The 18,384-nt window shown below is 67.8% G+C and carries 15 protein-coding genes and 2 pseudogenes; 9 read left to right on the forward strand and 8 right to left on the reverse strand.

Annotated features, from left to right (window positions below):
• Window positions 1–181: 181 nt before the first annotated feature.
• Window positions 182–682, reverse strand: a complete 501-nt coding sequence (locus ACIBTU_RS09140; RefSeq protein ID WP_399125322.1) for a carboxymuconolactone decarboxylase family protein — start codon at window positions 680–682, stop codon at window positions 182–184.
• A 617-nt stretch (window positions 683–1,299) separates the two neighbouring features.
• Between ACIBTU_RS09140 and ACIBTU_RS09145 the strand changes: the two genes are divergently transcribed.
• The 4 genes from ACIBTU_RS09145 (at window position 1,300) to ACIBTU_RS09160 (ending at window position 5,479) form a co-directional block, all read left to right on the forward strand.
• A complete protein-coding gene (locus tag ACIBTU_RS09145; RefSeq protein ID WP_399125323.1) occupies window positions 1,300–2,634 on the forward strand; it encodes a hypothetical protein in 1,335 nt (444 codons plus the stop codon).
• Between the two features lie 488 nt (window positions 2,635–3,122).
• Window positions 3,123–3,989, forward strand: a complete 867-nt coding sequence (locus tag ACIBTU_RS09150; protein WP_399125324.1) for a hypothetical protein — start codon at window positions 3,123–3,125, stop codon at window positions 3,987–3,989.
• A gap of 414 nt (window positions 3,990–4,403) precedes the next feature.
• Entirely contained in the window at window positions 4,404–4,709 is a 306-nt protein-coding gene (locus ACIBTU_RS09155; protein ID WP_399125325.1) for a hypothetical protein, read from the forward strand.
• 182 nt (window positions 4,710–4,891) lie between these two features.
• Window positions 4,892–5,479 carry a hypothetical protein gene (locus tag ACIBTU_RS09160; protein ID WP_399125327.1) on the forward strand — a complete coding sequence of 196 codons (588 nt, stop codon included), beginning with the start codon at window positions 4,892–4,894 and terminating at the stop codon, window positions 5,477–5,479.
• A 131-nt stretch (window positions 5,480–5,610) separates the two neighbouring features.
• Here the strand turns inward: ACIBTU_RS09160 and ACIBTU_RS09165 are convergent.
• Both ACIBTU_RS09165 and ACIBTU_RS09170 read right to left on the reverse strand, forming a co-directional pair.
• Window positions 5,611–5,859 (reverse strand): annotated as a pseudogene (locus ACIBTU_RS09165) (transposase); the annotation flags it as partial.
• Window positions 5,860–5,912: 53 nt separating this feature from the next.
• Complete coding sequence (locus ACIBTU_RS09170; protein ID WP_399125328.1) at window positions 5,913–8,444, reverse strand: DUF6185 family protein; 2,532 nt, start codon at window positions 8,442–8,444, stop codon at window positions 5,913–5,915.
• Window positions 8,445–8,946: 502 nt separating this feature from the next.
• Here ACIBTU_RS09170 and ACIBTU_RS09175 point away from each other — a divergent pair.
• Entirely contained in the window at window positions 8,947–9,399 is a 453-nt protein-coding gene (locus ACIBTU_RS09175) for an NlpC/P60 family protein (RefSeq protein WP_399125329.1), read from the forward strand.
• A 385-nt stretch (window positions 9,400–9,784) separates the two neighbouring features.
• Window positions 9,785–10,318 carry a hypothetical protein gene (locus tag ACIBTU_RS09180; protein WP_399125330.1) on the forward strand — a complete coding sequence of 178 codons (534 nt, stop codon included), beginning with the start codon at window positions 9,785–9,787 and terminating at the stop codon, window positions 10,316–10,318.
• Between the two features lie 269 nt (window positions 10,319–10,587).
• On the opposite strand, the gene ACIBTU_RS09185 is transcribed toward ACIBTU_RS09180, so the two are convergent.
• From ACIBTU_RS09185 to ACIBTU_RS09195, 3 genes and pseudogenes are all read right to left on the reverse strand, one after another.
• Entirely contained in the window at window positions 10,588–11,148 is a 561-nt protein-coding gene (locus tag ACIBTU_RS09185) for a hypothetical protein (RefSeq protein WP_399125331.1), read from the reverse strand.
• Between the two features lie 278 nt (window positions 11,149–11,426).
• Window positions 11,427–11,864: a DUF4259 domain-containing protein gene (locus ACIBTU_RS09190; RefSeq protein WP_399125332.1), complete on the reverse strand. Its 438-nt coding sequence runs from the start codon at window positions 11,862–11,864 to the stop codon at window positions 11,427–11,429.
• 57 nt (window positions 11,865–11,921) lie between these two features.
• Window positions 11,922–12,317, reverse strand: a pseudogene (locus ACIBTU_RS09195) (transposase); the annotation flags it as partial.
• 1,213 nt (window positions 12,318–13,530) lie between these two features.
• On the opposite strand from ACIBTU_RS09195, the gene ACIBTU_RS09200 reads away from it, so the two are divergent.
• The 3 genes from ACIBTU_RS09200 (at window position 13,531) to ACIBTU_RS09210 (ending at window position 16,880) form a co-directional block, all read left to right on the forward strand.
• On the forward strand, window positions 13,531–13,851 hold the full coding sequence (locus tag ACIBTU_RS09200) for a hypothetical protein (protein ID WP_399125333.1): 321 nt from the start codon (window positions 13,531–13,533) through the stop codon (window positions 13,849–13,851).
• A 96-nt stretch (window positions 13,852–13,947) separates the two neighbouring features.
• Window positions 13,948–14,643 (forward strand): ABC transporter ATP-binding protein, encoded by a 696-nt coding sequence (locus tag ACIBTU_RS09205; RefSeq protein ID WP_399125387.1) that lies wholly within the window; start codon window positions 13,948–13,950, stop codon window positions 14,641–14,643.
• An 83-nt stretch (window positions 14,644–14,726) separates the two neighbouring features.
• On the forward strand, window positions 14,727–16,880 hold the full coding sequence (locus ACIBTU_RS09210; protein WP_399125334.1) for a hypothetical protein: 2,154 nt from the start codon (window positions 14,727–14,729) through the stop codon (window positions 16,878–16,880).
• A 745-nt stretch (window positions 16,881–17,625) separates the two neighbouring features.
• Here ACIBTU_RS09210 and ACIBTU_RS09215 read toward each other — a convergent pair.
• A complete protein-coding gene (locus ACIBTU_RS09215; RefSeq protein WP_399125335.1) occupies window positions 17,626–17,943 on the reverse strand; it encodes a hypothetical protein in 318 nt (105 codons plus the stop codon).
• Between the two features lie 242 nt (window positions 17,944–18,185).
• Window positions 18,186–18,350 (reverse strand): hypothetical protein, encoded by a 165-nt coding sequence (locus ACIBTU_RS09220; RefSeq protein WP_399125336.1) that lies wholly within the window; start codon window positions 18,348–18,350, stop codon window positions 18,186–18,188.
• Between the last annotated feature and the right edge of the window lie 34 nt (window positions 18,351–18,384).

An 18,384-nucleotide genomic window follows, 5' to 3' on the forward strand; every position in this document is an offset into this window, starting at 1 on the left:
GTGATCGGCGATCGGTGACCGGGTGAGGGTGCGGTGAACGGCCGGACCAGGTAGCCGAGTTGGAGGTGGGCAGGGCGGCAGGGGGGGGGCAGGGTCGGCTGCCGGGCCTGAGGTCCTGCGAGTCCCCGACGACCTCGTGGCCGCCGGGGCCCTTTCCTCGGTCCGGGCCGCGTGCTCGACCTCAGTCCCACTGCTCGTCGGCGAGGGAGGCCACGGGCTGGGGCTTGCCGATGAGGGCCAGGGCGATGAAGAAGTTGATCTGGCCGATCGCGATGGTCAGGGTGGCCATGGCCTTCTCGTCGTAATGCCTGGCGGCCTCGGCGTACACCTCGTCGGTGACACGCTCGCGGCCGTGCGGGGCGGGCTGCAGAGTGGCCTCGACAAGGGCGAGGGCGGCACGCTCTGCGTCGGTGAAGTAGGGGGCGTCCTGCCAGGAGGAGACGGCGGTGATGCGCTCCTCCGACTCGTCGGCCTTGCGCAGGAAGCTGGTGTTCAGGACGGTCAGGTACGTGTTGTGGACGATCTGCCCGGCACGCAGGTGGATGAGGTTGATCGTGGTGCGCGGTACCGACTGATTGCCGGTGGCGCGGAAAAGGGCAGCGCTGATGTCCTTCAACTCGGGCACGAACTCGCCCGGGTTCGGCATGCGGGAGATGGACGCGGAAGCGGTCTGATTCGTCATCGGGAGTCCCTCTTTCACAGTGGCCTGATCGGTGTCTTCATCCGTCTGACGGACGGGCGCGACGAGATGTGACAGGGATCGGGGCTGGATTCTCAGATCGGCCGGCCCGTGTCGGCGCGGGCCGCCGGGAGGCGTGTGGGTCTTCGGCAGCACGTTCCTTCGCGACGACCTTTGTCCAGCCCTTTGCGCCGGGGATCCTCCACATCACGCGGCTCACCCTGGACGCGCCGAAGCCGAGGAAATCGAACGACAGCGCCGCGTATTCGCGATTCGGCGGACGCCGCCTTCACGTGGCTGATGGTCGGCGACACCGCCCTGCGCCACGCGGTGGTCCGCGGCGATCCCCGAGTCGTGACAGGACGACTGTTCCATCCAGTGCAACTCCGGCGTCGCGATCGATCTGTGGGCTGAGGTCCTCGTCCAGCCGCGCGGTTCCCGGCAGACGGACAGTCTGTGCCGCGGTCGACGGGACGGTGTTGAGGGGCTCCCGCGCCGCGCCCCGTTGATCGTGTTTATCGGGGCGCAGCTGCACCGAAGATTCCCGAATGACAACGTCACCTGATGCCCAGCGAGTTGATGCAGGAATGGATCCGTTCAATCGAAGGGTCCATATGGTGGTGGAGGTACTGGACCGCCCGGAGGAAGTCGATCTGCTTTCGGCCTTGTGCGCGATGCTGGGCTGGCCTGCCCGTGCGCCGCTGCCGGACGAGATCAGGCTCGTCCCTGCGCCGGGATGGGCGCTGCGTATTGTCGAAGCGCGTATCCGTGCCTTACGTGACGGGGCTGTGGAGCAAGCGGTGGCCACCTTCGACGGTTACGCCCAGGCCAGGGCGGTGTCTGTTCACTGCCGCGACGCCACCCTGGTGGAGCGTCTCCACAGGCCGCTCGCAGAATGGCAACTGCGAGGCAAGCCCCAGACAGTGCGGCATGACCTGCTGCAGAGGGTTCATGCAGTGGCCGGGACGGACGGACACGATCAGGATTCCGGAACGGTACGTCTGGTCCGCGTGCCCGTGTCGCTCGAGGAGCCTCGTCCACGCAGGCAGGCACGCGCCCGCTGGATGGCCCGAAAACTGCTGTCCGAGCACGCCATTCCCAACCGGCGCGCAGACGTCACTCGACATGTGCTGCGGCAGCCGAAGGCACGGAGTCGCTGGCAAGTGGTCGTCGCCGCAAAATTCTTCCTGGGGCTGGTGCTCATGGTCGTCGCTGCCTTGGGGAAATGGGGTGCACTCGGCCTCGGCGGCACGGCCGGTGAATGGCTCGTGATCGCGATGACCGTCTATGTGGCGGGCGGGACGGTCCTGGCGCTCCGGCGCACGGCCACACATCGTGCTGTCCCTTGGATCCTGCCCTTCCTGGTTCCGCTGTCGGTTCCCGTCGTTCGCTGGCTCGGGGAGCAGGTGCAGAACCGGTATCTGCGGGCCTTCGATGTCTCCAGTGACGCAAGCGATGGGTTCGGAGTAATGCGGGCCGGCCTCTGGATCCTCATCGTCTTCTGCGGCGCGGCTCTGCTGCCCGTTGCCTACTTGGGGTGGAATCGCTTCCTGAACTCAGCCGTCGACCCGCGCCGCGCCTGGATGGCGTGGACTCCTGCGGTGACACTCGGCGCCCTGTTAGGAATTGCCTTGTCCGGAATCGTGCTCTACACGGCGTCGAGGGACGGGCGGGCAGCCCGCGGTGTCGAGGCCGCGAGCGGGGACTCGGCTGACTACTTCGGGCTTCATCTCGAGCATGTCTGTGTGACGTTCGTGACTGGTCGGGCTCCGTACTTCGGGGTGCGCCCTCCTGAGAACCGGGCTCTGCTCACCTTCGGTCCGGACGGCGACCGCATCGACCTGTGGGGCCCGCCGCTGAAGGGTTACGGCTCAGGGCGTAGCGCGAGCATCAGACTGGAGGACGCTCAGATCACCTACGTGAAGGGCATGGGGTCCCGCTGCCCGCGAACGTGACCGCGCTGGGCGGTTCAGTCGATGGCTCGATAGGTTCAAGGCAGCGGGGCCGAGCGTTCCGCGGGGTGCGGCGGCACAGAGTGTTTCCAGAGGCCTTTCAAAGAACTGGACGTGGGCCCGGCTGGTGCGTGGCAGCACACTCTCGTTCTGTTCCGGAGGGCCGGCGGACGGCCGCACGTCGGAGCGCACGCAATTGCGCACCCTCACTGGGGGAGTGTCGCGCCACTCGTTCCGGGGAGGCGAAGTCCAGAAGCCCACACCAACACCGCCTTCCGGGGCGCCAGCCGCCTGCTGCCCTTCCACCCCGGATCCCGCGTCGGCGGAGGTGGGTCGGGATCGCGCGGGACGAGTAGGCCTTGCCCGCGGACCGATCGCGGGCGAGGCCGCGTCGCGCCTCGGCCATCCCCGTCCGGATCGACGCCTCGGATTCACCCGCGGCACACCCGCCCGCCACGCGCATCTCGTCCGCGGCCCCGAGCATCGCCGCCATGACTTTCATGTCCCGGACAAACCGCAGGGCCGCCGGTTCCGCCGTCACCCTGGCCGCCTCCTTCATCGCGTTGCTCGGCCCGGGCGCACCGGCGTATGCGGCCGCCAACGCCGTCCCGTCGTACGAGGTGAAGATCAACCTCACCGCGGCGGCGCTCGACGCGTCCCACGCCCCGACCGTCGGCGTGCGTTCGGCCTTCGGTATCACGGGCTCGGCCAAGGCCCGTTCGTACTCCTACCACGACATCGACGCCCAGGCGCTCGATGGCGAGGGCTGGAGCGTGCGGCTGCGGCACAAGGAGGGCTCCTCCTTCGAGGAGAGTTACAAGAAGCGCTTCCCCGTCGTGGACGGCGACATCGGCGCAGCCCTGAACACGGCCAACACGGAGGGCTTCGACAGCACCGACACCAACTACAAGGCTGAAGTCGACTGGGGCTACGCGAAGCAGACGCTGAGCTTCAGCGCCGAGAAGAGCCACAGCGCGACGGGGTACTCCGGTACCTCGATGCCGTCGAGTGACACCGGACGCACCTGGCTGGTCAACGACATCCCCGGCAAGCTGCAGAACTGGGGTTCCGGCGGCTGGGGTGAGGGCGTCCTGCAGGCGTCACGTGCCCACGGTCCGGTGACCTCGCAGGTGTTCAAGGGCGCGTGGGGTGCGTCGGACGACGCGAGCATCGAGGTGTTGCCGGTCGTCAGCGCGGGCGGGACGGGCACGGAGTACGTCGTCGAGCTGGCCTTCAAGACGGACTCGTACACCGACGCTGCCGACCTGCACTCCGACGCGATCACGGTCGCAGAGGCCAACGGCTGGCTCTATCACGGGGACATCCTCAAGACGCAGCTGATCCTCGACCGCTACTGAGCCGCCCGACACGGGCTCGGGTGCGGCGCCCAGGGAAAGCCGACCTGGGTCCGTGATTCGGGGCCGGTGAGGACGTAGTCGCCGTCGGCCTGTGAGTTCGGGGTAGGACAAGAAGGCGACGCATCGCACAGGGGCCGCCATTCGGTGGGTTCGAAGAGCTCGACGACTAACCACCGGGCGGCGTCCCCGACGCCCTGAGGAAGCAGGCAGTGGCCGAAGTCGGCGCTACGGACCTGGCACTCGTGGACGAGGCGTGACCCGCGCTGGACACCCTCAAGAAGCACGGAGCAGACGTCGCCGCTGCAGCTGAGGACGGTCCGGGCCAGTGGCAGACGTGGTGGTGGGTGCGTGTGCGCGGGCAAGCGGTGTTCCTGCCGCTCATGCTGGTCATGCGTGGCCGTCGGAGCCCGAGGCGTGGCTGCTGATGACGCAGTCGTGTACGGGTACGAGGTCGACGGCGGCCGCATGCTTCTCACGTTCTGGCATGACCGCCTGCACGAGGTGATCTACCAGACCCCGGCGGAGGCCGAGGAGGGCTCAGCGAGCCGGAACGAGCGGCTGTTCGCGCACTACGGGCAGGGCGACGGTTGGAACGAGGTCGTCGACAACGGGTTCGGCAAGACCTATCGCCGAGCCGATCAGCAGAGATACGCGTTGTGGAGCTACGCGATGGACTTCACGACCTTCGGGACGATGGAATTCCACCAGGTCAGGTGGTGACCACCTTCTAGGCTCCGCCTCGACCTCGAACCTCCCGCACGCCGAGAGACTTTGGCCCGTTCCCGTGGGAGCCGGTCACTGTCACGCGCAGGTGCAGCCACCGTCAGAAACGCGCACCCCCTCGTGCTGGCTCCAAGGCCCGTGTGACTGAGCGTGGTACCTGGCGCTGATGGACAACTCTGATGCTCAGAACCGACCACGTAACCGACCGATGCTCAGGCTCGGTGCAGTGCGTCGGCCACTGCATCCGCTGGAGCAGCGGTCCCAAGAAATCGTTGCGTGGCGGCGAGTATTCGGCGCGACCGCCCAAGTTCCCGGAGACGCACGTGGGTAACCGACAAGCAGACATCGACTTCACCTTCCAGCACCCAACCACCGTGCGCGGCTTGCTGGAGGTGCTGGCCCCGGCAGGCTGGTCCGCTGAGGAGCGCCCCGGCCACATCGCGTACATGATCAACGACGCAGACGACATGTACGAGTGGTATGACAGCACCCCCGACTGCCTGAACGCCGTGCTCGCGGAGCTGGACTCCGCCGCGAATCTGCCCTTCACCGTGGCGCTGAACATTTACCACCCGCAGGGCGGAACTGGCGGCATGCTCAAGTTCTCCGCGCAGCGCAGGGAAGTCTCTTTCCTTCCCACCATCGACCGCCGGAGTATCCCGGAGGCGCCAAAGTTCACCGACCTCGCCTGGTACCTGGCGGCACTTGTCCCTTCCCTGCTCCGGGCCGGCCTCGAAGGGTACGAGGCCCGCGAGAACCCCAATTAGGCATCATCCGAGGCGAAGGTTGATGCCGTCCGCGCCGAGTGCGAGCGCGGCCGCGAGGCTGGACGACGCGAAGGACCTGCCGGCGCCCGAGCGCTCGGACGCTACTCAGGCGCTGAAGCCCTTGGTCGACCGCCTTCCGCAGACGTTTCAGCAGATGGCCGGCGTCCCGGAGCTGCTGTCCGCAGATGATGGTCGTGAACCGTCTTCCAGCTACCGAAGCAGGGGGGCAGGTCCCGCTAGGGGAGGCCGGTCCTCTGTCGGAACAGAATCCTGTTGATCACCTGACGGTGGCGCTGCCAGCGTCCTCCTCGTCCGCGATTCGCCGGCAAGTGCGGCTCCAGACGAGCCCACTCTGCATCCGAAAGATCTCCCCGCCCCATGCCTCACGGAACGAGTCCCCAGCGGGGGCGTCACGCGACCCATCGGACCCGCCCTAGTTTCCGGCTCCACCGACCTGGCTGTCGCGTTCCGGGGGGCCACCTCCGTCGGTGAAGAACTGCCAGAGAGTCAGGAGTGCGAGCAACTGGGCCAGCAGATAGGCGACTTGCAAGGAGAAGTAGCGGATCTGGTAGATCGACAGCAGCAGGCCGAGGCGGCTCTGCCAGTAGCGCCGCTCGCCACGGAACGTGTTCAGGTCCAGCATGATGCCGGTCACTGTGAGGACCAAAAGCATGCTCACCACGTAGAGCGCGAGATTCGCCTGCCCCTCCCCAGTGACGGCGTTGCCGATCGAGTCCATTCCCATCGGCAGGGCGAAGGCGGCCACCAGTGGAAGGGCGCGCACGGGCCCACGGCGTCCGGGAAGCCGCCGCCACAGCGCACCGAGCAGGAAGCCCGCAGCGGCCCACATGATCTCCCAGTAGCCTGCGCTCAGGGCCGTGTCGACCCAGCCGAACTGTGAATACAGCGTCTGGGTCAGGAACTCGCCCTTCAGGTAGTCGGCCCACAGGAGCAGTCCGCTGGCCGGGAGACCCACGATGGCGGCTGTCCGGGCGGCCCGCACTCCGTTGGCCCACCAGTTGTCGTTCGGGCCGAGAGCGAGAGCCAGATCAACTACGGAGACGTCGGAGGGCAGACGGTCTGCGGTGCCGTCTGAAGCCCGCCAGCGGTGCATGCTCCGAAGTTCCCGCTCATGGCTGCGCCGGTTGAGCGCCTCGTCGTCCGACTGTCCCTGGTCCAGACGTCGCAGTTTGGCGTGGATCTCCCGGAACCGGCGTGCCCGGTCCAGCAGTTCCGTCCTGCGGGACAGCGGCTCCCCCGCACGCAGCGGCACCCGCGATCTCTGGAGGGGGCGGTCGAGCACAGTCCTTCCTCGGCACAGTCGGAGCACGGCAGCCAGGGCGCCCAGGTACAGGAAGAACCACAGTCCGTACAGCGCCCAGCTTCCGGCGAAGACGCCGAGTGCCGGCCCGACAAGGAGTGGGAAGAGCGGCAGCATCCAGAACTCGTCCAGCCGATCGGGCTCATGCGCGGCGAGCGCGGCCTTGTTCGCTCGCTCCCGCAGGACCCCGAGCACCACAAGACCGCTGATCAGCCACCAGACGTATCCGGTCCACCAGTCCTGGCTCTGCACGGAGAACCATGTGAGGTCCCTCCGCAGTGCGTCGAGATGGGCCTTGCCGTACTCCGGGTCCACCTGCGCGCTGAGCCAAGAGGTGCGCTGCCAGGACAGCTCGGACGCGGCCGCCCGGCACAGGCCCAGGCCAGCGACGGCGACCACCAGCAGGGGAGCGGTCCATCGCAGAGACAGTTCCCGCTCCGTTGGCACGGCACCCGGGGCCGCCGAACGCGGGGGGACCAGACCGACAAGCTGGGCCATGCGCCACACCGCCGCCACGCTGCCGAGGAGCAGCACAGCCAGCACGCAGCCCACCGCGACGAACAGTGCGATCACCGCGTGGTCCGGAGCGTCCACGGGAAGGAAAGTGTGCTCGGTCAGCCCGAAGAACTCTGGCCACACCGCCACGGCCACGCCCGGCAATGTGAGCACTGCGCCGGCCGCCCAGATCGTGAAGCGGCGGGGTACGCCGAACGCGAGCAGGATCCATCCCAGGGCCAGGTTGATCAGGAGGGCGTGGTGGGCCTGGCGATCAGCCCACGGCCCCTCCGGGACGTGACGCCGCATAGTCTCGTAGAACACATTGTCACCGGTGCCGAGCAGGCTCAGCAGAATGCAGATGCCCGCCCACACCGCAGCGGTGCGGACCCGCGCTTTCTCCTGCACCGGCAGCGGACCGGATCTCTGCGTCCTGCGGAACGCGATGAGGAGCACGGCGGCCGCCGACAAGAGCCACGGCAGGATCAGGTTGTTGGCCATGACGAACCGCAGCCTGTCCTGCTGCGCCGCCCAGGATCGTGCCCAAGGCGGATCGAACACCACGGACACCTTCGGCATCGGCCTGCCCGCCTTCGGCCGCCACACCAGTCCGTTCTTGTCGTCGGCAGTCGGCCGAGGCGTGGCCTCGACGATGCTGGAGGATCCGGGCCACACGGTCACGGAGGTCCAGCGGGCCCCGGCCAGCAGTGGCATGTCGAGCGCGGCCGTCCAGTGGTTCTTGCCGATGCTGACGTCCCAGGGCCCGATGTAGAAAGTCCCCTGGGCGTCTGCCCACCCGTACGTGTCGGCGCGGACCCGCACCGTGCCCTTCACCGAAGTCACACGTGGTTCGGCTGCGCGCCACTCGGCCCACCACTGCGCTTGCCTGCCTTCGCCCCGCAGCAGGCAGCGCATCGCCCGGCGGTGTCCCTCGGAGTTCTCACCGAGCAGCAGGTCCGTGGCGTACGGCCAGGAATCCGGCACCTCGATGGTCAGCCGACTCACCAGCTTGGTCTGGGTCCGGGACCGGTCGTCAAGTTTCAGGGAGGCACTCACTTTGGCACGCTTCAGGCTGTCGGCGCCGCAGACGCCGTCCGCAGCGCGCGCGGGGTGGGGGATCGAGAGGAGCGTTCCGGTGAGTGTGATCACTGCGATCAGAGTCGCGACCCACAAGCCGACCGGTTGTCTCAACACGCATCCCCTAGTGCTTAGTTGATCGAACCCCATGATGAAGGGGTGGGGCCGCAGGCGCGACGGCATTCCCCGAATCGGTCATGCCCGCACGGCGGGTTGCGTTCCGTAGTTCGTCGGAACCGGTCCGCGTACGAGCCGCCTCGCTGGTATCCCGTTGGCAGGCTCCTGGCGTCAGCTTGCACGATCCTGCCAACGCCACGTGTTGATGTGTCCACGATTTCTGCAGATAGTTTTCTCACGCAAATCGACAAGCGGCTGCCGCAACCTCCGCTCCGTCGGGCAAAGCGGTGGCCGAGGCGTGCCCGGCGGGTTCGACCAACCCTCCACAAGGACTCTCATGAAGCGAATTGCTCGTACCCTCATGCCCGTTGGGCTGGCGGCAGCACTCGTCACCCCAGTGCTCACGGCACAGGCGGAGGCGCAGACACAGGTGCCGGGACCGGCGCGCGTAGCCGCTGTGCAGAGTGAAAACGGAGAAGTCGGAGCGGCGAAGGCGTACAGCCGCAACACCACTCTCTCGCGCGCGAAGAGCTGGCTGACGGCGAACCATGGCAAGCGGGTCCCGTACAGCCAGAGCAGGACCTTCGGCGGCTACCGCACCGACTGCTCCGGGTACGTCAGCATGGCCCTGAAGCTCGCGAAGCCGGGGACGAACACGGTGGGCCTGACGTCCAGCAGGTACACGCGGAAGATCAAGATGTCGTCCCTGCGCAAGGGCGACCTGGTCATCGACGCGAACGGCTCGAACACCACGCGACACGTCGTCATCTTCGTCAAGTGGACGAGCGGCGCCCACAGGTCGTACGTAGCCTACGAGCAGCGCGGCGGCTACGGCACCGATCGGAGCGTGCGCAGCTACGGCCTCGGCGCGGACCAGTACGACGCCTACCGGCCGAAGAAGTATGGCTGAGTGATAGGGCCCCGGTGCGTGCGCGGTGCGATCCGCGTGGGCACCGGGGCCTCGGTGTCATCCGGGCGGGGCGTCCGGAACCTTGACGGGGAGCTCGGTCTGTTCGGCGCAGTCGAGCTCCTTGGCCAGGGGGCGGGACGCGGCGTTCGACCCGATACTGCACTACCACGAGTTATTGCTCATCTGCGTTACGTTGCCAACGGCAAGATGTCGGAACGCCCTGATCAGGCAGATCCGACCACAGGTCCGCCCACTGCGTCGCCTCACCCGCACTCCGTCACCGTCAACCTCAAGTGCCCATCAAGTTGCGTATGTGGTCACGGCGTTCACCCAGAACTTGCCGTGTGCGCCACCGATATAGAACCCCAGCATCAGGAGGACATGCGTGAAGCGCCTTGTCAGTACCACCATCTCCGCCGCCCTGATCGGCGTCGGTCTCGTGGCCGGGGCGGCGGCCCCCGCCTCGGCGGCACCGAACTGCGACGACACGACGCAGTACTCGATCGGTAACAAGAAGACCGTCTGGCGTACCACTCAGGTGCACAGCGACTGGGCGAGGCCCGGTGTGACCATTTCGTACGCCAAGAACAAGACCGGTTCCGTGACCGCGACGGGGACTGCGACCCTCGGCGCCGAGGCCGGCGTCGTCTTCTCCAAGGCATCCACCTCCTTCAGCGTCTCTGTCGGCAAGACCTGGTCCAAGTCGGACACCTGGACCTACTCCGCCAAGGTCAAGAACAAGGCGGGCAAGTCCCGTGGCCGGTTGATGATGTACCACGAGGCCAAGGGCTTCAGCGTGACCAAGTGGCGGTGGGTACCCTCGACCACTTCCTGCAAGAAGAAGGTCTATTGGAAGAAGAGCAACCTCGTGGCTCCGGTGAAGAAGAACAGCAACCTGTGGGCCGTCCAGTACGCGTAGCCCTCGCCGGTGCAGTACGGACCGGCATAGACGGAGGGTGACGGTCCGCCCTTCCTGCTCCGCAAGTCGCCGAAGGCGCCCGGGAACCGCTCGGTCCCAGGGCGCCTTTTGTGCACGCAACACACCCCACGTCATGGCCACCCTCCGCAACCTCGCAATCGGAGCCTGCAAAACCCTCGGAGCGGCCAACATCGCCAAGACCACCCGCGCCATCCGCGACCAACCCGAACGAGCCCTCCCCATCCTGGGCATCACCTGCAAGCCCGACCTCAACGGAACTTGATCACGCCCTGGGAGTGCGTCTTGGCGGGCCGCGCTGCATCCAGCGTTCGTGTTGCCTTCGCGGTGCGTCGACTCCGGCGGGACAGCACGGTGGCCGGGACAAGGAGTATCGCGCCGAGGAAGAAGTAGCCGTTGATCACCATGGTCTTCCAGAAGTCCCATGACCCCGTGTCAACTGCCTCCTTCTCCATCCCGAGCAGGCCGTGCGGAGTGAGCCCCGTCGCCGTGGTGACGTTCTCGACGAGGCCGGGCACGCCCCGCATCGTCAGTACCGCGCAGCCGATCCACAAGGGCGCGCGCACCAGCCAGGACGGTGCACGCCGGCCCCACGGTTGGACCGTGGCCAGCACGCACACGACTCCGACAACCGACATCAGGACAATGAGGGCGTCGTAGGAGAGGAAGAGCCACACCGGAGTGCCGTCGTCGGGACCCATCGTGTCTTCGTACATGACGCCCATCTGCACGTGCCACACGAAGCTCAACACGAGCCAGGCGACGGCCGCGTATGCCCAGCGAAGGAGAGTTTTCCCGGGTTCGGATCGCATGCCCTCGACGCTACGAGCCGGGGCGCGGACGAGGCGTCGGCCGGATGGAGGAGCGCCTCCGCCGCACGGGGGAGGCGCGCCGCATCGAGCGGGAGACAGAGGCGGCTCGGGGCCTTCGCCAAGGGCCCCCAACCGCCCGCCCGGCCGTCGGTGACTCCCACACTCATTGACATCGATCATGCGACGGGCCCACTCCGTGACTCCCGAAGCCGTCGACAAACGACTCCCGTCCCCGGGTTCTGGCTCAAGTTCTGTGGTCCGTGTCTGTGGGGCGCCGATCAGATGTCGAACAGGGCTTCCTCTTGGGGCGGGATTGGAGGGTCCAGGACGTCGCGGAGGCGGGTGATGTCCTGGCGCCACTTCGACCAGTTCGCAGCTTCGGCCCACAGCTCGGCGAGTTCAGACCGGTTGGAGACCACTTGGTCCAGGGCGTCGACGGCGAGCATTCGAAGGTCTGCAGGCAACTCCGGTAGCGGCTGTGATGGGCCATAGTTCGAACACGCCCGATCGCCGTCAGGATGCTGGGCGACGACCAGGGCCGCCGCGCCCACGGCTCGCTCGCCGTCGTAGATACCCAGGATGTCCGTAGGCCCGGCGGCACGCGTGAGTACGCCCCGGATCATGGTTTCGCGATCTTCCAGTGCTGCCTCGTCCAGGTCACCGGCGAAGTCGGCGGCGGTGTCGTTGTCGAAGGGGCCGATGTCCCAGGTGCCCATGTCGCTCTCCTCGCGTGGCCGTCTGGGGGATCCTCGCACTGGCCACCGACAGCGAGGTCAGGAGGCAAGCAGTACCCGTTTTTGCAGGAGCTTGAAGCCAGCGCGTCCGTACATCTGCCGCTTGATCACCTTGATGCGGTTGACGTGGCTTTCCACGATGCCTGAGCTCCAGGGCAAGGTCAGGCCGGCGGTGACGGCTGCGAGGTCGCGTTCGAGGCCGTTGGTAAAGGTGTGCAAGCTGGGTAGGTCGTCGGCTCGGACCGCCGCGATCCATTCGGGGAGCCGCTCTCCCCGGAGCTGGGTGAGTATCTGCCCGAAGGAGCGGACGTGCCCGGCGAGGGCGTCCAGTTCGAGGCAGCCAGCCAGCACGGACTTGAGCTTCAGCCGCTCCTTCTCCGGAAGCGTGTCGGGGTGGGTCAGGATCCAGCTGGCAACAGTCCGGGGAGACGAGCGATGGGCTGGCGAACAGGAGGAAGCCTCCGGCACCCGATCGGACGGGAGACCGGAGTACCGCCCGAGGGAGCCGACATCCGCTACCTGAGCCCCGACGTGCGAGTGCCTGCCCAGGAACTGATCGCCTCTCCTACGACGGTCGACGAGGCAGCCGGCACCCGTTCTGAGGAGGAAGGCAACTACGGCTGGCGAGGTCTGCTTGCCGTGGGGCCTGGCGGTACGTCACTTAGCGTCGGTGGTGGGCGATGGCAGGGAGAGGCCCTGGGCTCCGCATCCGCACGGGTGCGGAGCCCTTGTCCGTGACGGGCAGTCCTCTGCTCACGGGGCCTGGGAGGCTCGGCTGTGGTTCCCCTCGCAGGCATGGGCGCAAGCGAGGGCGGGGCTCAGCAGCGGGTGGGCCTTGAGAGCCGTGTGCGGGCTTTTGTGAGGCGTGCCGGGTCTCACTTTCGGGTGGGGGCGGGGGCGCAGCGCGGGCCGGGGTGGGCGGCTGGGGCGAGCGTTTCGCGCTCTCACGCGCTGCGGTGCGGGGTATCCGTTCCGGGGCCGCTCTGCGTCCCGCTCACTCGCTCCGTGCTGCCCGTGTTTTGTCCTCGCCGGTACGCGTCGAGGGCCCCTGGGGGAGTGGGCAAGGAGGAGCGAAGGTTCGGGTAGACGATCCGGTCGCGTAGGTGTGAATTGCGGACATCCTCGGTGATGTGCGGTTCTGGTCGCCGATCGACCTGGAAGGTTTTGAAAGCTTTTCGGTGGTCCGCCCCGGCATAACCCACGTTGCACGTCGGCGGGTTGACATTCGCGTACGGCTGACGCAGTATCGGCGCGCCAATGTTGATCACCGTTAGTTCACTCAGCGGTCAACGTCAGTTCAATCATTGATTGTTGGTCGCCATCTGAGGGGCAGGGGCAACCTTGCGTGAGGGAATTGCGACGGTTTCCTACTGGTTGTAGGGATGCTGTGGATGCGCCGGAGTTCCTCTTGCTGACGGAACAGGAGTTGGAGTCTGCGGCTTACTTGGCGGGCGAGTCGGGCTCGATGATGGCCCGTCACCTGGGGTCTTCTAGCGCATGGTTAAGGTCCATGCCTCCGCGTGGAGGAGATGGTCGCCACCGAGGGTCGCGCCCGGGGCATTTTCTTGGTGCATCGTTTCCATCATCTGCTCTCTGGCATCCCGGTGTCCTGAACGGGTACTTTGCCGCATCGACTCTCGGGGCTGTCGTGCTCCTCGGTGCCGCTCCGGCGTTCGCCTACCAGACGGCGACGCTCTCCGGCACTGGGCAGGCCCGGGTCTACAACAACCTCGGGACGGCGAACGACGTCGTGGTCGGGGCCTGGGACGACGTGTCGGACTACAACCCGGTCTACGCCCAGTACTACCGCTCGGCGAGCTCCGGCACCCTCCGGTCGCTGTGGAACAAGAACGGCGGCGGCACCGAGACCTACTCCGACAACGGAAGCTGGGTCATCAAGGCGAAGATCTGCGAGTCGCAGATCGCCAATCCCGATGACTGCTCTGTGTGGGTTGCGATGGACCACTGAGTGGATTTCTGATGGGGTCCGCCACCGCGGGCCCCATTGTCGCGCCCACCATGTGCCGTGGCGTTCGCGATGGAACGGCTGAAGAGAGACCGTGCGATGCAATTGACCCCAGTTCTCGAAGTCCGCGCACTTCGCTATTCCGTGGCGGGCAGACCGCTGCTCGACGGAGTGAACCTCACCCTCCCGGCCGGGCGGTCGGCGGCGGTGACAGGGCCCAGCGGGACAGGAAAGAGCACTCTGCTCAACTGTGTTCTGGGACTGATCCGTTGCGAATCCGGCGAGGTCCGGGTTTCCGGCGCGGATCTCACTCGCATGAATCCACGAAGACTCGCCAGACATCGGCGCGACACCGTGGGCATGGTGTTTCAGTTCGGCGAGCTGCTGCCTGAGCTGACACCCGTGGAGAACGTCGCGCTCGCGGCGCTTCTGGCAGGGGCCAAGCGCAGTGAGGCCTTCGGCCGTGCGCAGCGGCTGCTCACAGACCTCGGGGTGCCTGCGGAAGACACTCCGACCGCAGAGCTGTCCGGTGGCGAGCGGCAACGGGCCGCAGTGGCACGGGCGCTGGTGAACCGGCCCACCCTGCTGCTGGCCGACGAACCCACCGGCTCGCTGGACGGACAGAACCGGGAAGCCGTGGCCGATCTGTTGTTCTCACTGCCTGAACGGTGGGGATGCGCGCTCCTGGTGGTCACCCACGACGAGTCCGTGGCGGCACGCGCCGACCTCAGGTTCTCCCTGCACGACGGGCTGCTCGTCGAGCACGGCGAACCGGTCCTGCGGGGCGCGCGGTGAGGCCCGGCAGCTCGCTGGGACGCCAACTGCTGCGCATGGGGCGTGCCGCGGGGCGGGGCTCCGTCGATGGCCGTATCCGGTTCGTGGCGCTGGCCGCCGCCACGATGGTGCTTGCAGTGACGCTGCTGACAGCGGTGGCGGCTCAGGCAACTTATGCGCAGCGCACTGAGCGTGGGGCGGCCCGCACTCCCGTACTGCACCTTCGCGAGGGGCAGGGGCCGAAACAGGCTCCCTTGCTGTTGCAGCAGCACTTGGACGACGTTCACGACCGTCAGGTGCAAGTCATTTTTGTGGAGCCGCAGCGCGCCGACGCCCCGGTGCCTCCCGGTATCGAACGCTGGCCGGCCCCCGGTCAGGCGCTGCTTTCGCCCGCGTTGGCGGCCGACGGCGTCGGCGACAGGTACGGGCGTGACGTGGGCCGGATTCGCCCGGAGGGTCTGGCAAGCCCGGGTGAGCGCTTTGCGTACGCGCGACCGGCCAAGGGAGAGCTGACGGTCGAACACGCCATGCTCGCCACCGGCTTTGGGACCTCGGGCGCCGCGGGCATGGGGGACATCGCCACGGTGCGCCCGTTGTCGGTCTTCATGAACCTGCTGATCGCAGCACTCGGGCTGCCGGCGGGCCTGTTCGTGGTGGTGGCCGCCCGGCTGGGCGCTGCGGGCCGTGACCGCCGAACGGCCCTTCTCGGGGCGTTGGGAGGCTCACGCCGCCAACTGGCCATGCTGAGCGCGGGCGAGGCCGCCCCCGCATTGCTGCTCGGCACGGCGCTGACGCTGCCGGTGCTGGGAGTGGTCCTGGCGACTGACGTACGCATCCCCTGGGTCGGCTACGTGCTGGCGGCTGAGGACATGCAGGCGTACGTCTGGCAGTTGGCCTGTGCGCTGCTGGCCGCGCCGTTGTTGCTCGTCGCCGTGGTGGTGCTGATGCACCAACGGTCGGGACCCGGCCGGTCCACCAGGCCGAGAGGTGAGCGCCGCGGGCGTCTGGTGAAGGTGTCGGCCGGCTTGTGTCCGGTCTTCCTGGGAATTCTGGCCTGGTCGCCGACGGCACTCCTGACGTATGGGGCCACCCCCACCCTGGCTCTGGTGTCGCTGCTGGGCACGGTCGGGGCATTGGCGACCCTGCCGGCGGCCATCGCTCTACTGCTGTCCACGGCCGGCCGCGCGTTGACCGCACTGGGGCGACGCCGCGGATATCCGGGAGCCCTCCTCGCGGGCCGCTGGACCCAGGGGCGTCCCGGCTATCTGTCGCGCCTGGTGGCGGGGGTGGTCATCGCAATGGGACTGCTGAGCATGGTGCAGGTCTACCCGAGCATGCACAGTGCCTCCGTCCAGGGCGCTTTGGCCCTGCGGCAACACTTCGGGCACAGCGTGCTCACACTCCAGGCGCCGCGTGGCGTCGAGGGTCGGATCGACACCTGGCTGCAGAAGGTGCCTCACGGTGCCGAGGTAGCGGTGATCGACTCCAGTCTGGGAGTCGCGAACGGCGGGGGCGAGGTACGGGAGAGCCGCGACGGTCGCGCGCAGGCCGGGCAAGCCGTCACGGTCCGAGGGAGCTGCTCGGCCCTGAAGGGGCTGGGCCTTCCCTGCCCAGGTGGCCGAGGCGCCCGAACCGTTCCTCTGACGGGGGCCACACCAGCCTTGCGTGCGCTACTGCCGCCGTCCGCGACGACGGTCGGGGTGACCCGCGGCTCCGTCGCGGCGCACCGGGGAGCCATGCTGGTGGTGTACTCCCCACAGGGCAAAGACCTGCCGTTGGGGACACTGAAGCGTGACACCCTGGCCGTCCTCGGGCCCAGTGCCCTGATAGAGGCTGTGGGGCAGAGCTGGGTCGGGGGCGCCGCTCTCCTGTCCGCCCAGCTGCGTTGGGTGACACTGCTGGGCACCACAGGGGTTGCGCTGGTGGCCTTGGCCGCGGCACTGAACAGTCTCGCCGAAGTCCTTCGCTTCGCTCGTTCCATCGCCCCGGTGTCCGTGCTGAGCGGGAGCCGGCGTGTGTACGCGACGGTGGCGGCCTGGACCCTTGCCGCGCCGCTGTGCGCGGCGGCAGCACTGGGCGCGGTAAGCGCGGTCTGGGTCACGCTCCCCTACACCACCCCGCCGCGGGACGGGGAACTGCCGCCCCAACTCCTGACCGCGGTGGTCGCTGTCCTCGCCGTGTTGGCCTTGGTGGTGGCGGCCTGGGCTGCCATGAGCGCGGTCCGACAGGCGGAGCGCTGGCGCCCACAGCACGACTGACCGGCTGCCGGCCGGTGTGACCTCGGTCGGGCCTCTGCCGCCGCCGAAGTTTTGCTCTGCGTGTGGTCTGGCGGTACGTCACCTAGCGTCGGTGCTGGGCCACGACAGGAAGAGGCCCGGGGCTCCGCATCCGTATGGGTGCGGAGCCCCTTGTTCGTGGCAGAGGACCTCCGCCCCGGGTGTGACGGCAGCGGCTGTGGTTCGTCGGTCGGCTGGGTGAGCGTCAGGGCTGGGGCGCGGAGTGGGTGGGCCTGTAAGCCCCCGTGCGGCTTGTGTGGGGCGTGCCGGGTCTCTCTTTTTCGGGTGGGGTTGCGGGGGCGCAGTGCGGGTCGGGGTGGGTGGCTGGTGCAGCGCTCCGCGCTGTACCAGCCTGGCCGCGTGGAGTGGTGGCCGCTCCGCGCCGACCACTCAGCGAGCGCTCAGCTCTCACGCGCTGCGGTGCCGGGCAGTCGTTCCCGGTGCGCTCCGGGCCAGCAGCCAGCCCGTCCTCGGTGGAACCTGAACACTGACCCCGCGGCCTCGGCCTTTTGCGCGACGAGCTCTGGGCAAGGCCAAGAAGGACGACCACCGAGCCTCTATGGGCAGTAGCCTCCCCTCTACGCTATCTGCGGTGTCTGGCAGGCATGTGCAACGGGGGCTCTCATGGATGATCTTCTGCTGAGCTCACTCGCCGCCGCTGTGCTGGTCGCTCAGATGCAGTCGGCCGAACCATGGGGATCGCGGCGCGACCACCTGGCGTGCTTCCTCATGGAATCAACGGGCTCCATGGCTCAGTCAGAGAGCTTCCAGGCTGAGTTGGATCGGTCCCGAACAGCCTTGCTACGGCCATCGCTGCGTTGATGAACGCGATCATGCAGTTGGCCGCCCGCTGGCGTGCCTGCTGCGTCAGCAGCGCCGCGGCCAGCCAGTCCCGCTTGTTGCCACCCTCCGCGTCCGGCACCCGCACGGCCGCCAGCAGCTGCCCGATCTCGCGTCCGGTCAGCCCCTGTGCGGTGTCGCCGAGCACACCGGCCACCGCCGTGACGACCCGTGCGGGCCAGGCCTCGAATCTATGCGCCACCATGTCCTTGCCACTTCCTCTCGCTTTCTGGCCAACCGGCCAGAATGGCACGGGCACGGGCACGGGCGCGGGACGGGCAGCGGGCCCTTTCACGCACCCACAAAGAACCGCGGCCCTCGGCATGCTCGTCCTGGGCCACGGCCGGCCCCCGGCCCAGCGGGGCAGGAGGGTTGTGCGTACCTGCATCCCGCTGCGGTCCCGGATGCCGTGGGCACCCGGGGCAGCTCATGCCTTCCGACCTGCCGCTAGGCCGTCCCGGCGTTCGTCCCCGTTCTGTCGGGACTGAACTGCGCCTGTCGGCCGAAGTTGAAGGCCAGCGCGGCGGGTGTCTGCGCGAGGTCGACGCGCGGGTGTGCGGATCCGTCCGCCGGGTTCAGCAGCCGGGCCGTCCACCCCTCGGCGTTGCGCACCACCTCCAGGGCGCTCTGGTCGGCCAGCGGCAGG

It is taken from the genome of Streptomyces sp. NPDC050145, from assembly GCF_044460245.1.
Lineage (GTDB): Bacteria > Actinomycetota > Actinomycetes > Streptomycetales > Streptomycetaceae > Streptomyces.